Below are 21,199 nucleotides of genomic sequence, written 5' to 3'. Positions count from 1 at the left end.
GACCACGGGGACCCGATCAGCCAATCGGTGGGCACTTGAGCGCCGATCGACGCGACCTGGTGTGCCCTGCCGCCCGGGTCAGTCGAGGTCGAAGCTGAAGCCCTCGGCCGCGAACAGGGCGTCGAGCTCGGCGTTCAGCTCGTCCACGGAGCGCTCGTCGGCGTCGCCGCCGTCGAGGTCCGCGGCGGCGAGGGCGTCCAGCCCGGACGCGTCCGGCGGGGCGGTGCCGGCGCCCTGCTCGGCTCCGGCGGCGGTGCCCGCCGTCGGGAGGTCCATGCGGCCCAGGATGAGCCGGCTGATGTGCTCGGGCGTCGGGTGGTCGAAGGCGAGGGTCGCGGGCAGCGGCACCCCGCTCTCGGTCGCCAGCCGCCGGCGCAGCTCCACCGCCATCAGCGAGTCGAGCCCGAGCCCCTTCAGGACCTCCTGCGGGGACAGGGACGCCGTCGAGGTGAGGCCCAGGACGGCGGCGACCTCGCGCAGCACCAGCTCCGTCACCAGATCGGCCCGCTGGCCCTCGGGCGCGGCCAGCAGCCGCTCGCGCAGGCCGACCGGCCCGCCGGACACGGCGGCGGCTCCGGCGGCGGCTTCGGCACGGCGCAGCCGGGCCCGTACGAGCGAGCGGAACAGGGCGGGTGCGGGCCGGCCCTCGTCCACCTCGCCCTGCGCGGCCCGCAGGTCGAGGGCCACGGGCACGAAGTTGCCCGCCGGGTGGGCGAGCGCCGTGTCCAGCAGACGCAGGCCGTGGGCGAAGGACAGCGGGGCGATGCCCTGGCGGCGCATCCGGTCCAGCTCGGTCCTGCCGAGGTGCGAGGTCATGCCGACACCGGCCTGGTGCCACAGGCCCCAGGCGAGGCTGGTGACCGGCCGGCCCTCGGTGCGGCGGCGGGCCGCGTACGCGTCGAGGGCGACGTTGGCCGCGCCGTAGATGCTCTGTCCGGCCGTGCCGAACGTGCCGGCCGCGGAGGAGAAGAACACGAACGCGGCCAGGTCCAGGCCGGCGGTCAGCTCGTCGAGGTGGACGGCGCCGGACGTCTTGGGTGACGTCACATGAGCGAGCCGCTGCGGGTCCTGGCCGAGGAGGACGCCGTCGTCCAGGACGCCGGCCAGGTGGAAGACCGCGGTCCAGGGCCGAGCCTCCTCAGCAAGACCGAGCACCTTCTCCACGTCATTTCGACGACTGACATCGCAGGCCTCCACCTGGACGCTGTGCGCCCCGTCTTCCTTCAGCTGACGTATGAAATCCGCGGCTCCGGGTGCGTCCCCGCCCCGCCGCGAGGTGAGGACGAGGTGCCGGACGCCGTGCCGGCGCACGAGATGGCGGGCGACCTCCCGGCCGAGCTCGCCGACACCACCGGTGATCAGGACGGTGCCCTGCGGGTCGAGCGGGCGGACCGTGCCGGGGCCGGCGGGCCGGTCGGCCTTGACGAGCCGGGCGGCCAGCAGCTGACCGCCGCGCAGGGCGAGCTCCGGCTCGTCGGTGCGGGCCAGGGCGGTTCCGAGGGCGTCCCGGACACCGGCCGGGCCGATGTCACCGTCCCCGCCGAGGTCCACCAGGCGCAGGGCGCGCTCCGGGTGTTCGGCGCGGGCGGACCTGACCAGGCCCCACAGGGGCGCGTGGGCGATCCCGTCGAGCGGGTCGCCGTCGGCGGCGGCGACGCTGCCGCGGGTGACGAAGACGAGTTCGGTGGCGGACAGCCGTTCGTCGGCCAGCAGGGCCTGGAGCAGGACGAGGGAGTGCGCGCCGCCGTGGAGCACGGCGTCGGACACGCTCGCGGCGGCCGCCGGGCCGTCGGCCTCGGTGGCGTCCACCACGATCCGGGCGGGTGCCTCGCCGCCCGCCGCCAGCCGGGCAGCCAGGGCGTCGGTGCCGGACAGCGCCTCGGCGCCGAGCAGTGCGGCGAGTTCGCCGGTGCCGCCGAGGACGACCCCGGCCGTGCGGCTGCCGGTGGTCGTGGCGGCCGGTACGGGCTGGAAGGCGAGCCGGTGCAGGTCCTCGGCGCCGGTGGTGCGGGCGGCACGCAGCTGGTCCGCGGTGGCCCGGCGCAGGTGGAGCGCGCCGATCCGGACGACGGGCGAGCCCGCCGCGTCGGCGGCCCACACCTTGATCGACTGGCCGGTGGCGGACTGCTCGACGTCGATGCGGACGCGGAGTTCGCCGCTGCCGGCCGCGAACAGTTCGACGTCGGCCCATTCGAACGGCAGGAGTGCGCCCTCGGGCTCCTCCTGTCCGGCCGTCGCGCCCTTCATCACGTGCAGGGCGGTGTCGAGCAGGGCCGGGTGCACGTTGTAGTCGGCGCCGGCGGTCGGGTCGGGCAGGCGGACCAGGCCGTACGCGGTGTCGCCCTTGCGCCACAGGCCGGTCAGGCCGCGGAAGACCGGGCCGTAGTCGATGCCCTGGGCGGCGAAGCGGTCGTAGAAGCCGTCGAGGTCGACCGGCTCCGCCCCCGCCACCGGCCAGCTGCGCAGGTCGGCGAAGCCGTCGTGCGCGGCATCGGGGTCGGTTCCACCGTCGCTGCGGGGGTCGAGCAGCAGCTCGCCGCTCGCGTGACGGGTCCAGGGGCGGTCGGAACCGTCGGGGCGGCTGTGGAGGGTGATCGGGCGGCGGCCGTGCTGCGCGGCGCCGACGGTGATCTGGAGGCGCACGGCGTCCTCGATCACCAGGGGCTCGGCGAGGGTCAGCTCTGCGATTCCGACGGCTCCGGCCCCGTGGGCCGCGGCGGTGGCCAGTTCGAGGAGGCCGGTGCCGGGGACGATGACGGATCCGAAGACGAGGTGGTCGCGCAGCCAGGGTTGGTCGGTGAGCGAGAGGCGGCCGGTGAAGACGTGGCCGTCGCCGTCGGCCAGTTCGAGGGCCGCGCCGAGCCAGGGGTGCCGGGAGGCTTCCAGGCCGAGGGAGCCGGCGTCGCCGGACGCCTTCGGGACGGGGAGCCAGTAGAGCTCGCGCTGGAAGGCGTACGAAGGGAGCGGTACGAGCTTCCCGGCGCCCAGGACGCGGTCCCAGTCGAGCTCGTGGCCCTGGACGTGGAGCAGGCCGAGGTTGCGCAGCAGCTGGGTGGGGCCGCCGTTGCGGCGCGCGAGGGAGCCGACGACGATCCCGCCGCGCTCCGCACTGCCGTCGGTCAGCGGCATCGACAGCACCGGGTGGGCGCTGATCTCGACGAAGACGGTGTGACCGTCGTCGAGGAGCCTCTCCAGCGCGCGGTCGAAGCGGACCGGCTCACGGAGGTTGCGGCACCAGTAGGTGCCGTCGAGCGCGGTGCCGTCGGCCAGCTGACCGGTCACGGTGGAGTAGAGGGCGACGTCCGTCGGGGACGGGACCAGGCCCTCGAAGCCCTTGGCCAGCTCCGGGAGGAGGGGGTCCATCTGGGCGTTGTGGGACGCGTAGTCCACGTTGATCTTCCGGGCGTACACCCCCTGCTCGGACAACTCGGCCACGATCCCCGCGATCGCGTCGGCCACACCCGAGATCACCGTCGAACCGGCCGTGTTGACGGCCGCCACCGACAGCGCCTCCCCGTACGGGGCGAGGAACTCCTCCACGACGGCGACCGGACGCTCGATCAGCGCCATACCACCCTGACCAGCGCAGGCCAGTACCGCCTGGGAACGCGCGGCGACGATCTGGGAGCCCTGCTCCAGAGTCAGAGCACCGCTCACCACCGCGGCGACCACCTCACCCTGCGAGTGGCCGACCACCGCGGCCGGCTCCACACCGAGCGAACGCCACACCGCGGACAGACCGACACCCATCGCGAACAGGGCGGGCTGGACCACGTCCACACGGTCGAACGGCGGGTGCTCCCCCTCCTCACCGGCCAGCACCTCACGCACCGACCAACCCGTGAACGGACGCAGAGCCGCATCACACGCATCGATGGTGTCGGCGAACACCTGGTTGTGGGCGAGGAGCTCACGCCCCATGCCGACCCACTGACTTCCCTGGCCCGGATAGACGAACACGACCTTCCCGCGCCGGGAAGCCGAGCCCGTGACCACCGCATCGTGGGAGACGCCCTCGGCGAGCGCACGCAGCGCCTCGACCAGACCCGCGGAGTCCGCAGCCACGACACTCGCCCGCGCCTCGAAATGCGTCCGGTGCCGAGCAGCCGTCACCGCAACATCCGCCACCCCGACACCCGGACGGGCCTCCAGCCAGTCCGCCCAACGCCCCGCCTGCTCACGCAGCGCAGCCTCGTCACGCCCGGACACCACCACCGGAAGCGGGCCCGACGACGACCGCCCCGCAACAGCAGCCTCGACGTCGGCCGGCGCCGGCGCCGGCGGCTCCTCCACGATCACGTGCGCGTTCGTACCGCTGAGCCCGAAGGACGAGACGCCCGCGCGCCGCGGACGCTCCGCGTCGCGTTCCCAGGCCGTGTGCGCGTCGACGACGCGGACCGGGAGTTCGTCCCAGGCGATGTTCGGGTTGCGCGGGGAGCTGTTGACGGTGGCCGGGAGGGCGTCGTGCCGGAAGGAGGCGAGCATCTTGCAGACGCCGGCGACGCCGGCCGCCGATTCCAGGTGGCCGATGACGCTCTTGGCGGTGCCGAGGCCGAGTTCGTCGCCGGGGGTGCGGCCCTCGCCGTAGACCGCGGCCAGGGCCTGGACCTCGATCGGGTCACCGAGGGAGGTGCCGGTGCCGTGGCATTCGACGTAGGACACGTCGGCGGGAGCGAGGCCGGCGGAGTCGAGGGCGGCGCGGATGACCTTCTGCTGGGAGGTGCCGTTGGGGGCGGTGATGCCGCTGCTGGCGCCGTCGTGGTTGATGGCGGTGGCGCGGATGACGCCGAGGACCGTGCGGTTCTGGGCCTGTGCGTCGGAGAGCCGCATCAGGGCGAGGACGCCGACGCCCTCGCCGCGGCCGTAGCCGTCGGCCTCGGCGGAGAAGGTCTTGCTGCGGCCGTCGGGCGCGAGGGCGTGGGAGCGGCTGAGCGCGATGAAGGAGCCCGGGTCGGCGAGGACCTGTACGCCGCCGGCGAGGGCGAGTTCGCACTCGTCGCTGCGCAGCGCCTCGCAGGCCAGGTGCAGGGCGACCAGCGAGGAGGAGCAGGCGGTGTCGACGGACAGGGCCGGGCCCTGGAGGCCGAGGTGGTAGGAGAGCCGGCCCGCGTTGAAGCTGGGCAGGCTGCCGGTGAGGGTGTACGTGTCGGGGGATCCGTCCTGCCGGTACTTGCCGTACTCGCCGACGCCCGCACCGACGAAGACGCCCGTGCGGGAGTCGCGCAGGTCGCGGGGGCGGATGCCGGCGTCCTCGAGGGAGGTCCAGGCCGCTTCGAGGAGGAGGCGGTGCTGGGGGTCCATCGGTTCGGCCTCGCGGGGGCTGATGCCGAAGAAGGCCGCGTCGAAGTGGGCGACGTCGTCGAGGAAGGATGCGTGCCGGGTGTAGGTGCGGCCCTCCGCGTCGGGGTCGGCGTCGTGGAAGGCGTCGATGTCGAAGCGGTCCGCGGGCACGGTCGCGACGGTGTCGCGTCCTTCGGCGAGGACGGTCCAGAGGCTGTCGAGGTCGTGGGCTCCGCCGGGCATGCGCAGGCCGACGCCGACGATGGCGAGCGCCTCGTCCGCGCGGCCGGCGGGACGGCCGGCGTCAGGCCGTTCCGCGCGGGGCGCGGCGGTGTGCGGGGTGAGCTTGGTGAGGAGCCAGCCGGTGGCGGTGCGCAGGTCGGGGCAGTCGAAGACGAGGGTCTTGGGGGTGGTGATGCCGGTGCGCTTCTGGATGCGGCCGGCGAAGTCGATCGACATCATCGAGTCGAAGCCGAGGTCCTTGAACCCGCGGTCCGGGTCGAGGGATTCCGGGTTCCTGGTGCCGAGAACGGCGGCTGCCTCGGCGGCGAGGAGGGCGCGTACGTGGGCCTCGCGGGCGTCCTCGGGCAGGGTGCGGACGCTGTCCAGGAAGGGGTTCGCGCCGTCGGCGGCGACCGTCTGCGCGGTGGTCGCCTCCAGGGCGGTGCGGGCTTCAGGGACCCCGTCCAGGAAGGCGCGGGGCCGGGCGGCGGTGTAGCCGGCGGCGGCGCGCTTCCAGTCGATGTCGGCGACGACCAGGGAGCGGCCCGATGCCAGGGCCGCGTCCAGGGCCGTGAGGGCGCGGGCGACGGCCATGGGGGCGAGGCCGGCGCCGCGCAGCTGGGCTTCGGCGGCGCCGTGGGTCATGCCACCGTCGGCCCACGGGCCCCAGGCGAGGCTGAGGGCGGGAACGCCGTCGGCGCGCAGGGTGGCGGCGAGGGCGTCGAGGGCGGTGTTGGCCATGGCGTAGTTGGCCTGGCCGACGTTGCCGAGGACGCCGATGACGGAGGAGTACAGGACGAACGCGTCGAGGTCGTGTCCGCGGGTGAGTTCGGCCAGCAGGCGGGCCGCGCCGAGCTTGGGGGCGGCGGACGCGGCGAGGGCCTCGGTGTCGAGGCGGTCCAGGAGGCGGTCGTCGAGGATGCCGGCAGTGTGGAAGACGGCGCGCAGCGCAGGCCGTCCGGCGTCGAGGCCGGCGAGGAGCCGCTCGGTCTGGGCGCGGTCGGTGAGGTCGCAGGCGGCCAGGGTGACGCGGGCGCCGGCGGCTTCGAGGCGGGCGGCGAGCTCGGCCGCTCCCTCGGCGGCGGGGCCGCGGCGGGAGACGAGGACGATGTGCTCGGCGCCCCGGGCGGCGAGGCACTCGGCGAGGTGGCCGGCGAGGGCGCCGCTGCCGCCGGTGATCAGGACGGTGCCGCGGGGGGTCCAGGGGGAGGCGGCCGGGGTGCCGGCGCGGCGCAGCCGGCGGACGTACCGGCCGGCGGGACGCAGGGCGAGGTGCTCCTCGGCGGCGGCTCCGGAGACGGTGCCGGCGGCGGCTCCGGCGGTGGCGGCAGCCGCGGTGGTGACGGCGGCGGCGAGCTGCGGGGCGGCGGCCAGGGCCTCGCCGGGGTCGGCGGGCAGGTCGGTGAGGCCGCCCCAGCGGCCGCCGTGTTCCAGCGCGACGACATGGCCCAGGCCCCAGGCGAGGGCCTGATCCGGGTCGGGGGCGGGGTCGGCCGGGTCGGCGTGGACCGCCCCGCGGGTGACGAGCCAGAGCGGGGCGTGGACGGCTGCATCGCCGAGGGCCTGGACGAGGGCCAGGGTCCGGGCGGCGCCGGTGGTGGTGGCCGGGTGCTCGGGGTGGACGGCGGTGTCCGCCGGGGTGAGGGCGAGGACGCCCGTGAGGACCTGGTCGCCGAGTCGTTCGGCGAGCCCGGCGAGGAGGGGTGCGTACGCGGTCCGGTCGTCGAGGGCGGGCAGGTGGTGGGTGGTCGCGCCGGTGGCGATCAACCCGCTCGCGACGGCCGCCGCGACGTCCTGCTGCCCGGTCGGGGCCACGAGCAGCCAGTGCCCCGGGGTGCGGGCCGCGGCGGGCGTCTCCGGGGCGGGCTGCCAGGCCTCCTCGTAGAGCCAGTCCGCGACGGTGGCGGCCTGGTCCTGGCGTTCGCGCCAGGCGGCGAGGCGGGGCAGCAGGGCGGCGACGGCGGTGCTGTCGGTGACGTTGTCGGCGACGCCGAGGAGTTCGGCGACGCGGTCCGCCTCGCCGCTGCCGACGGCCTGCCACAGGGCGGCGTCGGCGGCGGAGCGGCCGGGCCGGGCCGGCGCCTCGGGGGCGTCGATCCAGTACCGCTCGCGCTGGAAGGCGTACGGGGGCAGGTCGGTGACGGCGGCGGCGCTGCCGGAGAACACCTCGGACCAGTCGACGTCCTGGCCGGCCACGTGGAGCGCCCCGAGGGCCTGGAGCAGGGTGCGGGCCTCGTCGGTGGCGTCGGCGCGCTGGGAAGCGGTGAACGGTGCCTCGTGGCGCAGGCAGCCGGCGCCCATCGCGGACAGCACGGCGGCCGGGCCGCACTCGAGGTAGCGGGCGATGCCGGCTTGCTCCAGGGTGGTCATGGCGTCGAGGAAGCGCACGGCGTCACGGACCTGGCGGACCCAGTACTCCGGCGAGCGCATGCCCTCGCCCGGGGCGAGGTCGGTGTCGGTCCAGGCGCCGGTGACGGTGGAGACGAGCGGGATCCGCGGTGCCTCGAACGTGCACCGGCGCGCCACGTCCCGGTAGGCGTCGAGGATCCGGTCCATGTGCGGACTGTGGAAGGCGTGCGAGACCTCCAGGCGGCGCGTGCGGCGCCCCCGGTCGCGGAAGCGGGCGGTCACGGCGTCCACGGCCGCGGCGTCGCCGCTGACGACGGTCTGGTGGGGGCCGTTGAGTCCGGCGACGGAGATCCGGCCGGCCACTGCGGCGAGGACGTCCAGGACCTCGGCCTCGGAGGCCTCGACGGACGCCATCGCCCCGCCGGGCTCGCAGGCCTGCATCAGGCGGCCGCGGGCGGCCACGAGGCGGGCCGCGTCGGGCAGGTCGAGGATGCCGGCCGCGTGGGCGGCCGCGAGCTCGCCGACCGAGTGGCCGGCGAGGACGCGCGGTGCGACGCCCCAGGCCTGCCACTGCCGGAAGAGGGCGACCTCGACGGCGAACAGGGCGGGCTGGGTGAACTCGGTCTCGTGGACGAGCGCGCCGTCGACGCCCTTCGGGTCGGCGAACAGGACGGCGACCAGGGGCATCCGCAGGTGGTGGTCCAGTTCGGCGCACACCTCGTCGAAGGCCCGGCGGAAGACGGGGAACGCGCCGTACAGCTCGCGGCCCATGGCGAGCCGCTGGCTTCCCTGGCCGGTGAAGAGCACGGCCAGGTCGCCCCGGCGGGCCGTGCCGTCCGTGAGCGCCGGGTGCGGGACGCCGGCGGCCAGGGCCCGCAGGGCCTCGACGGCCTCGGTGGCGGTGGCGGCGACGGCCACGGCCCGGTGTTCGAGGTGGGAGCGGCGGTCGGTGGCGGTGTACGCGACGTCGAGGAGGGTGGCCGCGTCCGCACCGGGGGCGGTCAGCCGGTCGGCGAGGCGGGCCGCGTTCGCGGCGAGGGCCCGGGCGCTCTTGCCGGAGACGGCGATGGCGACGGGAGCGGGGGCGGGGCCGGAGGTGGCGGGGGCCCGGCGGCGGCCGGTGACGGCGCCCCAGTCGACGTCGTGGCCCTCGCACCACAGCCGGGCCGCGGTCTCCTCGAGGAAGCGGCGGGCGGGCAGGTCGCGGCGGCCGGTGACCAGCACCGGGGGGCTGCCGGCGGCGGGGGCCTCCCCGGCTGCCGGGTCGGCGAGCGCGGTCAGGGCGCGTTCGAGGGAGTGCCGGGCGACGGGGTGCGGGGCGATCTCGACGACGGCCAGGCCGCGTTCCTCGGCGAGCGCGGCGACGGCTTCGGCGACCAGCATGGGCGCGCACATGTTGCGCGCCCAGTAGGCGGCGTCGAGGGCGGTTCCGTCGGTGAAGCCGTCGGTGACGGTCGACCAGAACGGAACGGCGGCGGCGCGGGTGCGGACGGTACCCAGGCGGCGTCCCAGCTCGGGGGCGAGCTCCGCGAGCTGCTCGCTGTGGGAGGCGTAGTCGATGTGCACGCGCTGGCAGCGCACGCCCGCCCCGGCGAGTTCGCGTTCCAGAGCGGACACGGCGTCGAGCGGGCCGGACAGGGCCGTCTGCCCGGGGGCGAGGTGGCCGGCGAGGGAGAGCCCGGGCCGGTCGGCGACGAGCTCGCGGGCCTCCTCCAGGGCGAGTTCGCACACCACGAGGGCGCCGCGGCCGCTCGCGCGCTCGGCGACCAGCTGCGACCAGGTGCCGATGACTCGGGCGCCCTCGCCGAGCGGCAGGGCGCCGGCGACGACGGCGGCGGCGACCTCGCCGATGCTCTGGCCGAAGACGGTGGACGGCTCCACGCCCCAGGCCTGCAGGGTGCGGGCGAGGGCGACCTGGAGGGCGAACAGGACCGGCTGGACGACGTCGGTGCGGTCCAGGCGGGAGGTTTCCGGTCCGGCGAGGAGCTCCTCGACGACGGACCAGCCGGTGACCTCGCGCACGGCGGTGTCACAGGCGTCGAGGGCGGCCCGGAAGACGGGTTCGGCGAGCAGGTCCCGGCCCATGCCGAGCCACTGGGAGCCGTGCCCGGAGAAGAAGAAGGCGAGCGGGGGGCGGCTGCCCGGGGTGCGCGGGGTGCGGATGTCGAGGGAGGCGCGCACGGTGTCGGTGAGCTCGTCGGGGTGGGTGACGGCGGCGACGGCCCGCCGGGTGCCGGCGGCGCGGGCGAGGACCTCGGGCGCGTACCAGTCCTCGCCGGTGCGGGCGCGGGCGGTGAGGTCGTCGGCGAACCCGCGCAGCTCCTCGTCGGTGTCGGCGGCCAGGGGCACGAGCATCCGCCGCCGCAGGGGGGCCTCTTCGAGGGCGATGTGGGCGTTGGTGCCGCCGAAGCCGAAGCCGCTGACCCCGGCGTAGCGGCGGTCGGCCTGCGGCCAGGGTCGGCGGTCGGCGACCACCTCGAGGCGGCTGGCGTCGAAGTCGATGTGCGGGTTCGGGGTCTCGAAGTGGAGGCTGGCGGGGATCTCGCCGTGGTGCAGGGCGAGGACGGTCTTCATCAGGCCGACGACGCCGGCGGCGGGCTCCAGGTGGCCGAAGTTGGTCTTGGCCGAGCCGATCCGCAGGGGCTGCTCGCGGCCTTCGGCGAAGACGGTGCCGAGGGCCTCGGCCTCGACGGGGTCGCCGAGGAGGGTGCCGGTGCCGTGGGCCTCGACGTAGGAGACGTGCCGGGGGGCGACGGCGGCGTCCTGCCAGGCGGCGCGCAGGACGTCGGCCTGGGCCTGCGGGTTCGGAGCGGTGAGCCCGTTGGAGGCTCCGTCGTTGTTGACGGCGCTGCCGCGGATGACGGCGTAGATGCGGTCGCCCTCGGCGAGCGCGTCGGACAGGCGGCGCAGGACGACGATGCCGCAGCCCTCGCCGCGCACGTAACCGCCGGCGCCGGCGTCGAAGGCACGGCACTGGCCGTCGGGGTTCATGCCGCCGAACTTCGTCATGGCGACGGTCGTGTTCGGGCTCAGCATGATGTTGACGCCGCCCGCGAGGGCGAGGTCGGACTCGCCGGAGCGCAGGCTGCGGACGGCCAGGTGGGTCGCGGTCAGCGAGGAGCTGCAGGCGGTGGCGACGGCGAGGGCGGGGCCGTGCAGGCCGAGGGTGTAGGCGATGCGGGCCGGGATGATCGAGTTGTCCCAGCCGACGGCGGAGTGGGTCTCGATGTTCTCCGGGTCGGCGCCGGTGGCCAGGTGGTACTCCTGGGCCATCGTGCCGATGAACACGCCGGTGCGGCTGCCCGCGAGGTCGCCGTGGACGACGTGGGCGTCCTCGAGCGCGGCCCAGGCCGTCTCCAGGGCGATGCGCTGCTGCGGGTCCATCTGGCGGGCCTCGGCGGGCGAGATGCGGAACAGCTCGGCGTCGAAGCCGGCGACGTCGTCGAGGAAGCCGCCCCAGCGGGTGGTCATGCGGCCGGGGGCGCGGGGGTCCGGGTCGAGCCACTCCTCGGCGTTCCAGCGGTCGCGGGGCACCTCGCGCACGGCGTCGATGCCGTCGAGGAGGCCCTGCCACAGCTCCCGGGGGGTTTCGATGCCGCCGGGCAGCCGGCAGCCGAGGCCGACGACCGCGATCGGCTCCTGCTCGTGGGCGCGGCCGCGGCTCCGGGCGGGCCGGATCACGGCCGTGTCGGACCGGTCGCCGCCCGCGAGGTGTCCGGCGAGGGCGGCCACGGTGGGGTACTGCCAGGCCACCCACGCCGGGACGGGGCGCCCCAGCCACGTGGCTGTCCGGGCCAGCAGGGCCGTGATCCGTACGGAGTCCAGTCCGAGGTCGCGCAGGGGGACGTCGGTCCCGACGGCCTCCGGAGCCACATCGAGCAGTTCGGCGACGTTGCTGCGCAGCACGTGGGCGATGCCGTCGGCGGTCACGGCGCCGGCGCCGGCCTGCGGACCGGCCCCGGTTTCGGCCTGGTGGGAACCCTCGTCGCTGCTCACCTTGGCAAAGCTCATCTGCACTTCCCTGAAGCTCGATGCCGGTCCGAGCCGGATCACCCGAGAGCGGAAAGGGCCGCCCGCGCACGACGGGCGGCCCACGACCGTGTGGTCTGTCGGTGTGACCGGTCGGTCACCGGCCCTGGTGGTCGACCTCGTCTCTACGGGCAGGTCCCGGTCCACGCGGGCTGACCCTGCCTCCCACACTCTCCGCATGCTCTGGAGGTGGGCTTGAGGCGGGACGGACCGCCCGGTGCCGGGACGGGCCCCGGTGCCGGGACGGACCCGGTCAGGCAGCGGCCGGTGCCTGCTGCGGGTCGCGGCCCGCGCGCAGGGCGTCGATGCCGGCCGCCATCTCCGCGAGCGTCGCCCACTCGTAGACCTGGCGCAGGGTCGGCTCGACGCCGAAGGCGCGGTCGATGCGCAGGATCAGCCGGTTGGCCAGCAGCGAGGTGCCGCCCAGGTCGAAGAAGGAGACGTCCCTCGGGAGCTCCTCGCCGGTCTTCAGCAGCCTCGCCCACAGACCGTTCAGTTCCTGCTCGGTGGCGCTCGGCCCGCTCTCGGCGGTGGTGGTGTCGGGGATCATGCCTCTCCTCGGGTGTGTCGGGAATCCGGACGGACGGGCGAACGGGCGGCCGGGCGGCCGGGTGCCGGGTGGCCGGGGCCTAGGCGGCGCGCGGCGCGGCGTGGGACTCGGCGTGAGCCTTGGCGAGGTTGAGGGTCGCCGTGCTGTTGCGGCCGAGCGCCTCGCGGACGTAGCGCCGGCATTCGGCGACACCGGCTTCGGCGCCGAGGACGCGCGCGATGTTCTCCGCGCGCAGCACGACGCTGTGCTGCGCGGTGACGGTCACGCCGCCGGCGTCCTCGACGAGCGACCACTCGCCGGTGTGCGCCGACATCAGCAGGGGGGTCGCCGTCTGCTTGTAGACGATGCGCCGGGCGTGCGGGAAGCAGATCCGGACGGACTCGGTCGTGTGGGCGCTGCCGTCGGCGGTCAGGGTGTCCATGGACATCACCTGTACGCCCGGCTCGGGCTCGGTGACGTCGAGGCGCGAGACGTGCGGGACGAGCTCGGGCCAGTCCCGGACGTGGTGGAGGAACGCGTAGACGTGCTCCGCGGGGCCGTCGACGTGCACCGAGTCCTCGAAGGACATCACCAGCTCGTCCAGGCGCTCCCAGTCCTCGGCGAGCTTCTTGATGTTGGCGAGTTCGGTGCGGCTGTTGGTGTCGGTGGCGCGCTCGACCCAGGCGACGTCCTCGGCGGCGTCGCCGGCGACCGTGTAGTCGTGCAGCAGGACGAGGCGGCAGGCGGAGGCGCCGCGCGGCTCGACGGTCCACGAGCCGCCCATCGACTCCAGGGGGGAGGCGGGCACCTCCTGGCGGAAGTCGATGCGGCGCTCGACCGGGTCCAGGGTGCGCCGTGAGACCCAGCTCTTGACCTGGCCGTTGGCGGTGGCCCACATGCGCAGGCGTTCCCGGGTGCCGTCGAACTCCAGTCGCTCGACGTGCACGTTGGGCGTGAAGTACAGCGGCCATGCGGTCGCGTCGGCGAGGAGGCCGTAGACGACACCGGCGGGTGCGTCGATCGTCACCTCGTGCGTCGTGCGGTGCACGCGCTCAGCGGACATCGTGGAATCCCTGCTTTCCGGATCAGAAGTTGCCGAGGCCGCCGCAGACGTTGAGCGCCTGCGAGGTGATGGACGAAGCGGTGTCCGTGGTCAGGTAGCCGACGAGGCCGGCCACCTCCTCGGGGGTGGAGTAGCGGCCGAGCGGGATCTTCGCGGTGAACTTCTGCATGATCGCCTCCTCGGTGGTGTCGTACGCGGCGGCGTAGCCGGAGCGCACGCGCTGGGCCATCGGGGTCTCGACGTAGCCCGGGCAGACCGCGTTGACGGTGATGCCGGTGGGGGCGAGCTCGTTGCCGAGGGCCTTGGTGAAGCCGACGACACCGTGTTTGGAGGCCGAGTACGGGGCGCCGAGGACGACGCCCTGCTTGCCCGCGGTGGAGGCGATGTTGATGATCCGCCCGCCCGCGACGCCCTCCAGCCCGCCGTTCTTGAGCACCTCCCGGGTCATCAGGAAGACGCTGTGCAGGTTGGTGGCGATGACGTCGTACCAGAGCTCGTCGGTGACGTCCGCGGTCGGGCCGCCGCCGCTGCGGCCGGCGTTGTTGACGAGCACGGAGATCGGTCCGAAGGCCTCGACGGCGGCGGCGACGAGCGCCTTGACGGACGCGGGGTCGCGGACGTCGGCGGCGGTGCCCGCGACCTCCAGGCCCTCGGCGCGCAGGTCGGCCACGGTCTGCTCGACCTGCGGCCCGGTGCGGGCGCAGAGGAAGACGCGGTGGCCGCGGCGCGCGAGGTCGCGGACCACGGCGAGTCCGATCCCGCTCGTGCCGCCGGTGACCAGGGCCACGGGCTTCGTCTCTGTCGTCATCGGTTTTCCTCCCGAACGGCATTGGTGCACCGACCGTGACCCGGACGGCTCGACGTCCGCCCGAACGGCACTCGAGGGCCGGTGGTCCGGCCGGCCGGCCCGAGGAGTCCTCGAAGCCGGCTCGACCCGGGCCGGGGAGGGTGGCGGTACAGACGAACGGAGTGCCACATGACCATCCAGGCAGGTATCGGCATCGGGCAGCAGGCCGGCGTCGCCTTCGGCGCCCTCTACGCCGAGGTCCAGCAGTTCTACGCCCGTCAGATGCAGTTGCTGGACCTCGGGGAGGCCGAGGGTTGGGCCGGGACGTTCACCGAGGACGCCCTCTTCGACGTGCCGACGCTGCCGGAGCCGGCTCGCGGCCGGGCGGCCCTGGCGGCCGCCTGCGACCGCTCCGCCGCGCAGCTCGCGCAGGCCGGGCTGCGCCACCGCCACTTCATGGGAATGTTCGACGTCGCCGAGCGAGCGGACGGCGCGGTCGCCGTCCGGTCGTACGCGATCGTCTACGAGTCCGCGGTCGGCGGCAGCTCCCGGGTGCACCGGGTCTGCGTGTGCGAGGACGTCCTCGTCCGCTCCGGGGGAGCGCTGCGGGTGGCCTCGCGCCGGGTCACCCGCGACGACCTGCCCTGAGGGGCGGCGCCGATCAGGCGTGGCAGGCGGGCAGGCCGCCGTTGAACTCGGACATCTCCCGGAAGAGGGCGCCCACGTCGAGCGGGTCGCCGGGGGCCGCCCCGGCCAGCTCGGCGTACGCCCGGTGCAGGTTCGGTACGAGGCGCTCCGCGTCGAGCAGCCCCGCGAAGGGGCCCCAGCCGACCTCGGCGGCGAGTTCGAGCGGGGTCATGCCGGATGCGAAGCCGTCCTGGGCGAGCTCGGCGATCCAGCGGAAGTAGGACTCGTTGGCGTCTATGAGTTCCGGGCCGCCGACCGGGCCGTGGCCGGGGACGACGGTCTCGGCACCGAGGGCGCGCAGCCGTCGCATCGCGCCGAGGGAGCCCGAGACGGACCCCATCAGGCAGAACGGGGCGGCGTTCGACATCAGCAGGTCGCCCGCGAACAGCACCCGCTGCTCCGGCAGCCACACGGCGGTGTCGTTGGTGGTGTGCGCGGCCGGCCCCAGGTGCAGCAGTTCGGCCCGTACGCCGCCGATGTGCAGGGTCATGTGGTCGCGGTACGTGATGTCGGGGAGCGCGATCTCCAGGTTCCCCCAGCACACGTCCGGCCACAGGTCGGTCAGGTGCAGCCCGGCCAGGTCCATCATGGCCCGGGTCTGCTCGTGGGCGATGACCACGGCCTCGGGGAAGAGGTAGTTGCCGAAGGTGTGGTCCCCGTGGAAGTGGGTGTTGACCAGGGCGCGCGGGGGCTGCGGGGCGATCCGCAGCACCTCCTCGCGCAGGTCCCGGGCGCGCTGCTCGGTGGCGACGGTGTCGACGAGCAGGCCGTGCCCGTTCGCGCCGACGACCAGGCCCGCGTTGTTCAGGCACCAGCCGCCGTCGCCCTGGACGTATGCGTAGACCCCGTCCGCGATCTCCGTGGCGGTGTCCTCCTGGATGCGGTGCATGTCGGTTCTCCTCCGTGAGGGGGCGGGAAGGGGCCGGGCCCGCCGGCGGGCCCGGCCCCGGCGGCGGCGCGGGGCGGACGGCGGGCCGGGCGGCCGGGTCAGGCGGACACGCGGGCGGAGAGCACCCGGTTGACCAGTTCGAGGTACTGGCGGGGGGTCTCGGCCTCGTCGACGGCCTCTTCGTCGAGCGTGATGTCGTAGTCGCGTTCGATCTGCCCGGTGGTCTGGAGCAGGGCCAGCGAGTCGTAGCCGAGGTCGAGGAAGAGCACGTCCAGGACGTCGCCGTCCAGGTCCACGCCCTCTTCCTCGCCGGCGCACTCGCGCAGCACTCGGGTCAGGTCGGTCAGCTCCAGGCGCTCCATGGGGTCTCCTCTTGGCGGTTCGGATTCGGGGTGGGGGGCGGCGTCAGGCGGCGCGGACCACGGCGGCGGCGTTGAAGCCGCCCCTGCCGCGGGCCAGCACCAGGGCGGTGCGCAGGGCGGTGCCGGTCCGGGGGGCGCCGGTGACCAGGTCGACGGGGCAGTCGTCGGCGGGTGCGGTGGTGCCGGTGGTCGGCGGGATCACCTGGTCGCGGAGGCTGAAGAGGGCGGCCGCGAGGTCGAGGGAGGCCCCGCCGGACAGCAGGCGGCCGGTCATGGACTTGGGGGCGGTGACGGGGACGCCGCGCGGGCCGAACAGGGCGGTGATCGCCTCGGCTTCGGCGCGGTCTGCGGTGCGCTCGCCCGCGGCGTCGGCGAAGACGACGTCGACGTCGCCGGGGGCCACTCCGGCGTCGGCGAGGGCCAGCCGGGCCGCGTCGGCGAGCCGGGGCGTGTCGGGGCCGTCGAAGGTGGATGCGTGGCCGGCGAAGGAACCGTAGACGCGGGCGCCGCGGGCTCGGGCCGCCGCCCCGTCCTCCAGGACCAGCAGGGCGCCGCCCTCGCCGATGACGTGGCCCGAGGCGTCGGCGTCGAAGGGCAGGTAGGCGCGGGCCGGGTCGGGGACCGGGCTCATGCTGCCCTCGGCCAGGTGCGCGGCCCAGCCCCAGGGGCAGATCCCGGCGTCGACGGCGCCGGTCACCATCAGGGAGGCGCCCTTGCGCAGCTGGCGGCGGGCCTGGGCGACGGCGTCCAGCCCGCCGGCCCCTTCGGTGACCATGACGCCGCTGGGACCGCGCAGCCCGTGCCGGATGGATATCTGGCCGGAGTTGACGGCGTAGAACCAGGCGAAGGACTGGTAGGCGCTGACGTACTGGCCGCCCTTGCTCCACAGCGCCTCCAGCTCGCGCTGGCCGAACTCGAAGCCGCCGGCGGAGGCGGCGGTGACCACGCCCGCGCCGAACTCGGGCAGCTGTGCGGGGTCGGCGCCCGCGTCGTCGAGGGCCTCCTTGGCGGCGGCGAGCGAGAGCCGGGTGACGCGGTCGGTCTGCGGCAGCAGCCGACTGGGGATGTGGTCCTCGTCGACGAAGCCGGGGACCTCGCCGGCCAGCCGTACGGGGTAGCCGCTCGCGTCGAAGCGGGTCAGCGGGCGGATCCCGCTCTCGCCGCGCAGGACGGCGTCCCACCAGGCCCGGGCGCCCAGCCCGTTGGGGGCGGTGACGCCGACGCCGGTGAAGACGGCGGTGGCGGCCCCGGCCGGGGCGCCGGACGGGTCGGGGGTGGCGGCGGTCATGCGGCTTCCTTCAGACTCGGGCGGTTGAGGACCATGGCGCTCTGGAACCCGCCGAATCCGCTGCCGACGCTGAGGACGGCGTCGGTGCGGTGCTCGCGGGCGGTGAGCGGGACGTAGTCCAGGTCGCAGTCCGGGTCGGCCTCGTGCAGGTTGGCGGTGGGCGGCACGGTGTTGTGCGCGATGGCCAGGGCGCTGGCCACCACCTCCAGTGAGCCGATGGCACCGAGCGAGTGCCCGATCATCGACTTGATGGAGCTGACGGGCACCTCGTAGGCGCGCTGTCCCAGGCTCCGCTTGAAGGCCGCGGTCTCGTGCTTGTCGTTCTGCTTGGTGCCCGAGCCGTGCGCGCTGACGTAGTCGACGGCGGAGGCGTCCAGGCGGGCCTCGGCGAGCGCGGCGGTGATGGCCTGGGCCATCTCGGCTCCGTCGGAGCGCAACCCGGTCATGTGGTAGGCGTTGCTGCGGCTGGCGAAGCCGGAGACCTCGGCGTAGACGCGGGCGCCGCGCCGACGGGCCCGGTCGAGTTCCTCCAGGACCAGGACGGCCGCGCCCTCGCCGAGGACGAAGCCGTTCCGGGTGCGGTCGAAGGGGCGGGAGGCGGTCGCCGGGTCGTCGTTGCGGGCCGAGGTGGCGCGGATCGCGTCGAAGCAGGCCACGGTGATCGGGGAGATCGGGGCCTCGGTGGCGCCGGTGACCATCACGTCGGCGGTGCCCTCGCGGATCAGCTCGACGGCGTGGCCGATGGAGTCGAGGCCGGAGGTGCACCCGGTGGAGACGAGCGCGACGGGGCCCTGCGCGCCGCTGTCGCGGGCCACTTCGGCGGCCAGCGAGCCGGGGGTGAAGTAGTCGTAGAGGTGGGCGACGGCCTTGGTGTGGTCGACGTGCCACCGGGTGCCGCCGGCGCTGACGGCCGCGTACTCGGTGTCGAGTCCGGTGGTGCAGCCCACGGCGCTGCCGAGGCTGACGCCGGTGCGCAGCGGGTCGAGGCCGTCGGCGACACCGCTGTCGGCGATCGCCTCGCGGGCGCTGGTCAGCGCGAACAGCGCGGCGCGGTCCAGGCGCGCGACCTCCTCGGCGGCGAATCCGTGGGCCGCGGGGTCGAAGTCCGCCTCGGCGGCGATCCGGGACCGGTAGGAGGACGCGTCGAACAGGGTGATGGCCCGGGTGGCGGTACGGCCGGCGGTGAGCAGCTCCCAGTACGCCTCGGTGCCGGTCGCTCCCGGGGCGACGACCCCGATACCGGTGATGACCACCCGTCTCATCGGCAATCCCTCACTGTCTCTCCTCCAGGCCCGGGCCGGCGCGGACTTCCGTCACTGAACGGCCAGTGCTGCGAGCCTCGCCGCCCGGTCTGGAGGACCGCTTGAAGATGCGTGCACGACGGCGGTCGGGTGTCCCGGTGGACCGGTGCGGCCCACGCGCCGGTGACCCCGCCGAACCCGGCGCGCAGCGCCTCGCGGGCGGCGAACACGACCGGGTCCGCCCCGGCGTGCGGGACCGTGCGGGTCCCGCACTGCGCGAGGTGGACCGTCGCCGGGGCCGGGCACTGCGGCAGCGCCCGGCGCAGCAGGGCGTGCAGCTCGGCGGCGGTCACGGCGCGCCCCGGGTGCAGGGTGACGTGGGCGGGGAGGGTCGGCGGCTCGCCCGGCCCGGCGCAGCGCACCGCGGGGTGGGCCAGCAGCAGCGGTTCGGCCTCGGCCGGATCGAGGTGGGCGCCGGGGCGGTCCGGATCGGGCACGAGGCGCCCGGTCCGGCCGCGCGGCACCTGCTCGCCCCGCTCCGACCTCGTACCCGGCCGCCGCGCCCGCCCGCGCGCACCAGGGCCCCGCGGTCCGTCCTCCCGGCAGCGGTGAGGGGCACCCGGTCGGCGGGTGCGCCGGCGCTCCGCGTTCGAGGCGGTCGAGCAGGGTTCCCGGGGTGGCCGGCGGCCAGAACCCGTCCCGGCTCCACTCCTTGACCCGCTGCCGGTCGGCGGGGTCGGCCGGCTCGACGGCGGAGAGCTCGCGGTCCGGGTCGCCGAGCCGGGCCAACAGGTGGGCGACGACGCGCAGGACGGTGTCCGCGAACCAGGGCGCGCGGCACGCGGTGTCCACGTCCGCGTGCAGGGTGCGGTGCGCGCCGGTGCCGTCCGGGGTGAGCAGCAGCGCCTCGCCGTCCGGGGCGGCGGGTGCGGTGCCCGCGGCGACGGTGAGGGTGCCGGCGCGGGGCGTGGCGGGCCGGGCTGCGAGCAGCTCTGCGCGGACGCGCCGGAGCAGGGCGCCGGCCGTACCGTCCCCGCCGACCACCGGGCCGGTGGCAGGCGGGGACGCCGACCGGTCCAGCGGGCCCGACGACCGTGAGCGCAGGGGCGTCGGTGTCCTCGGCGGCGGTCAGGGCGAGGGCCGCCGCGGCGCACAGCAGCACGAGTGCGTCGACGGGGTGCCGGCCGGCCGTGCGCAAGGGTCCGGCGGGCGGCGGTCGGCAGGGGCAGGCTGCGCCTGGTGCGTCCGGGGACGCCCGCACGGGTCAGCCCGGCCGCAACACCGTGGCCGCTGCCGTGCCCCGGATCTCCCTGGCGTGGGAGGCGTCATGGGCCTCGTGGTCACGGCTGCTGCGGTCACGGCCGGGCGCTCCCTGCGGGTCGTGGTGTCTCGGTTTCGGCGGCAGGAGCGTTCGCGGGGCGCCGCGGCCCGATCGGGCCGCGGGGAGCGGACTGCCGGTCCACGGTGCCGCGGGGCGTCAACGGGCCGTCGTGTCCCGGTGGAGCGCCGGCCCGGCGGTTTCGAGCGTGATTCGAGTGGATCCTGAGAGGCTGCGGCCGCCCCACGTCCCTGAGGACCGCACCGGCCCGGCCACGGGCCGGCAGCCACCGCGCCGATCGCAGTCGGCACCAACCACGTCCCGGGCCTCGGCCTGCGGGCCGCAACGGCCCGGCGGGGCCGTCCCCGGCGGCAGGGCCCGCGCCGGCGAGGCGCCACCCGGCCTCCCGCCGACCCCCATCCCGAACGGAGCACGCATGCCGACCCCACTGCAAGAGAAGCGGCCCGCCGTCGACGGAGCGACCTTCAGGGAGGCCATGTCGCGGCTCCCGGCGCCGCTGACCGTGGTCACGACCCGGGACGAGGACGGGCGGCCCTGGGGGTTCACCGCCAGCGCGGTCACTTCGGTGTCGCTGGACCCTCCGCTCGTGCTGGTCGGCATCGCCCACGCCTCCAGCTGCCACCGGCCGCTGACGCAGGTGCCCGAGTTCGTGATCAACGTGCTCGGGGACGAGCACCGGGACCTCGCGGACCGGTTCGCCGCGCGCGGGGTCGACCGGTTCGCCGGAGCCCCGCTGGAGGAGTGGCCGGACAGTCCGGGCCTGCTTCCCCACGTCCCCGACGCGCTCGCGCTGCGCTGCGCGCTCGCGGACCGCATCACCCTCGGCGACCACGACCTGCTGGTCGGTCGGGTGCTGGAGGTCCGACTGGCCGGTTCGGGCCGGCCGCTGTTCTGGTACCAGCGCGCCTTCCGCACCACCGGCTGACCCCGGCTTCCGGGCCGCCTCCCCCCGGCGACCCGGAGCAGCGGAGCCGCACCCGCCGGGCGCGATCCGGCCGGCGGGCGCGGGCGCGCGAGGAGCCGGGACGGGCGATCCCCGTCCCGGCTCCCCCTGCGGTGTCGTGTTCTGCGTGCCGCGTGCCTCGTGCGCGTGCTGCGTGCGCGTGCTGCGTGCGCGTGCTGCGTGCGCGTGCT

The 21,199-nt window shown here is 75.5% G+C and carries 11 protein-coding genes; 2 read left to right on the top strand and 9 right to left on the bottom strand.

Annotated features, from left to right (window positions below; genetic code table 11):
* Positions 1–78: 78 nt before the first annotated feature.
* From ACSHWO_RS35910 to ACSHWO_RS35895, 4 genes are all read right to left on the bottom strand, one after another.
* Positions 79–11,862: an SDR family NAD(P)-dependent oxidoreductase gene (locus ACSHWO_RS35910; protein ID WP_438319506.1), complete on the bottom strand. Its 11,784-nt coding sequence runs from the start codon at positions 11,860–11,862 to the stop codon at positions 79–81.
* 271 nt (positions 11,863–12,133) lie between these two features.
* Complete coding sequence (locus ACSHWO_RS35905) at positions 12,134–12,430, bottom strand: phosphopantetheine-binding protein (RefSeq protein ID WP_438319504.1); 297 nt, start codon at positions 12,428–12,430, stop codon at positions 12,134–12,136.
* 79 nt (positions 12,431–12,509) lie between these two features.
* A complete protein-coding gene (locus ACSHWO_RS35900) occupies positions 12,510–13,472 on the bottom strand; it encodes an aromatase/cyclase (protein ID WP_438319502.1) in 963 nt (320 codons plus the stop codon).
* 22 nt (positions 13,473–13,494) lie between these two features.
* Positions 13,495–14,280: an SDR family NAD(P)-dependent oxidoreductase gene (locus tag ACSHWO_RS35895; RefSeq protein WP_361101476.1), complete on the bottom strand. Its 786-nt coding sequence runs from the start codon at positions 14,278–14,280 to the stop codon at positions 13,495–13,497.
* A 168-nt stretch (positions 14,281–14,448) separates the two neighbouring features.
* Here ACSHWO_RS35895 and ACSHWO_RS35890 point away from each other — a divergent pair, with 168 nt between their 5' ends.
* Complete coding sequence (locus ACSHWO_RS35890) at positions 14,449–14,907, top strand: nuclear transport factor 2 family protein (protein WP_361101473.1); 459 nt, start codon at positions 14,449–14,451, stop codon at positions 14,905–14,907.
* A 13-nt stretch (positions 14,908–14,920) separates the two neighbouring features.
* On the opposite strand, the gene ACSHWO_RS35885 is transcribed toward ACSHWO_RS35890, so the two are convergent.
* From ACSHWO_RS35885 to ACSHWO_RS35865, 5 genes are all read right to left on the bottom strand, one after another.
* Positions 14,921–15,835 carry an MBL fold metallo-hydrolase gene (locus ACSHWO_RS35885; protein WP_361101471.1) on the bottom strand — a complete coding sequence of 305 codons (915 nt, stop codon included), beginning with the start codon at positions 15,833–15,835 and terminating at the stop codon, positions 14,921–14,923.
* Positions 15,836–15,933: 98 nt separating this feature from the next.
* A complete protein-coding gene (locus ACSHWO_RS35880; RefSeq protein WP_361101469.1) occupies positions 15,934–16,197 on the bottom strand; it encodes an acyl carrier protein in 264 nt (87 codons plus the stop codon).
* Positions 16,198–16,240: 43 nt separating this feature from the next.
* On the bottom strand, positions 16,241–17,485 hold the full coding sequence (locus tag ACSHWO_RS35875; protein WP_385849056.1) for a ketosynthase chain-length factor: 1,245 nt from the start codon (positions 17,483–17,485) through the stop codon (positions 16,241–16,243).
* Complete coding sequence (locus ACSHWO_RS35870; RefSeq protein ID WP_438319501.1) at positions 17,482–18,747, bottom strand: beta-ketoacyl-[acyl-carrier-protein] synthase family protein; 1,266 nt, start codon at positions 18,745–18,747, stop codon at positions 17,482–17,484. The genes ACSHWO_RS35875 and ACSHWO_RS35870 overlap by 4 nt, the downstream gene beginning before the upstream one ends.
* Positions 18,744–19,223: a hypothetical protein gene (locus ACSHWO_RS35865; protein WP_438319500.1), complete on the bottom strand. Its 480-nt coding sequence runs from the start codon at positions 19,221–19,223 to the stop codon at positions 18,744–18,746. Before ACSHWO_RS35865 ends, ACSHWO_RS35870 begins: the two co-directional genes overlap by 4 nt.
* Before the next feature lie 1,257 nt (positions 19,224–20,480).
* Here ACSHWO_RS35865 and ACSHWO_RS35860 point away from each other — a divergent pair.
* Positions 20,481–20,990 (top strand): flavin reductase family protein, encoded by a 510-nt coding sequence (locus ACSHWO_RS35860; protein WP_361101457.1) that lies wholly within the window; start codon positions 20,481–20,483, stop codon positions 20,988–20,990.
* Positions 20,991–21,199 lie beyond the last annotated feature (209 nt).

It is taken from the genome of Streptomyces pallidus (ex Mingjun et al. 2026), from assembly GCF_051550185.1.
In the GTDB taxonomy this organism is placed as follows: Bacteria; Actinomycetota; Actinomycetes; order Streptomycetales; family Streptomycetaceae; genus Streptomyces.
The sequence above is the reverse complement of the archived record's forward strand: the minus strand, read 5'-3'. Positions and strand labels throughout refer to the sequence as shown.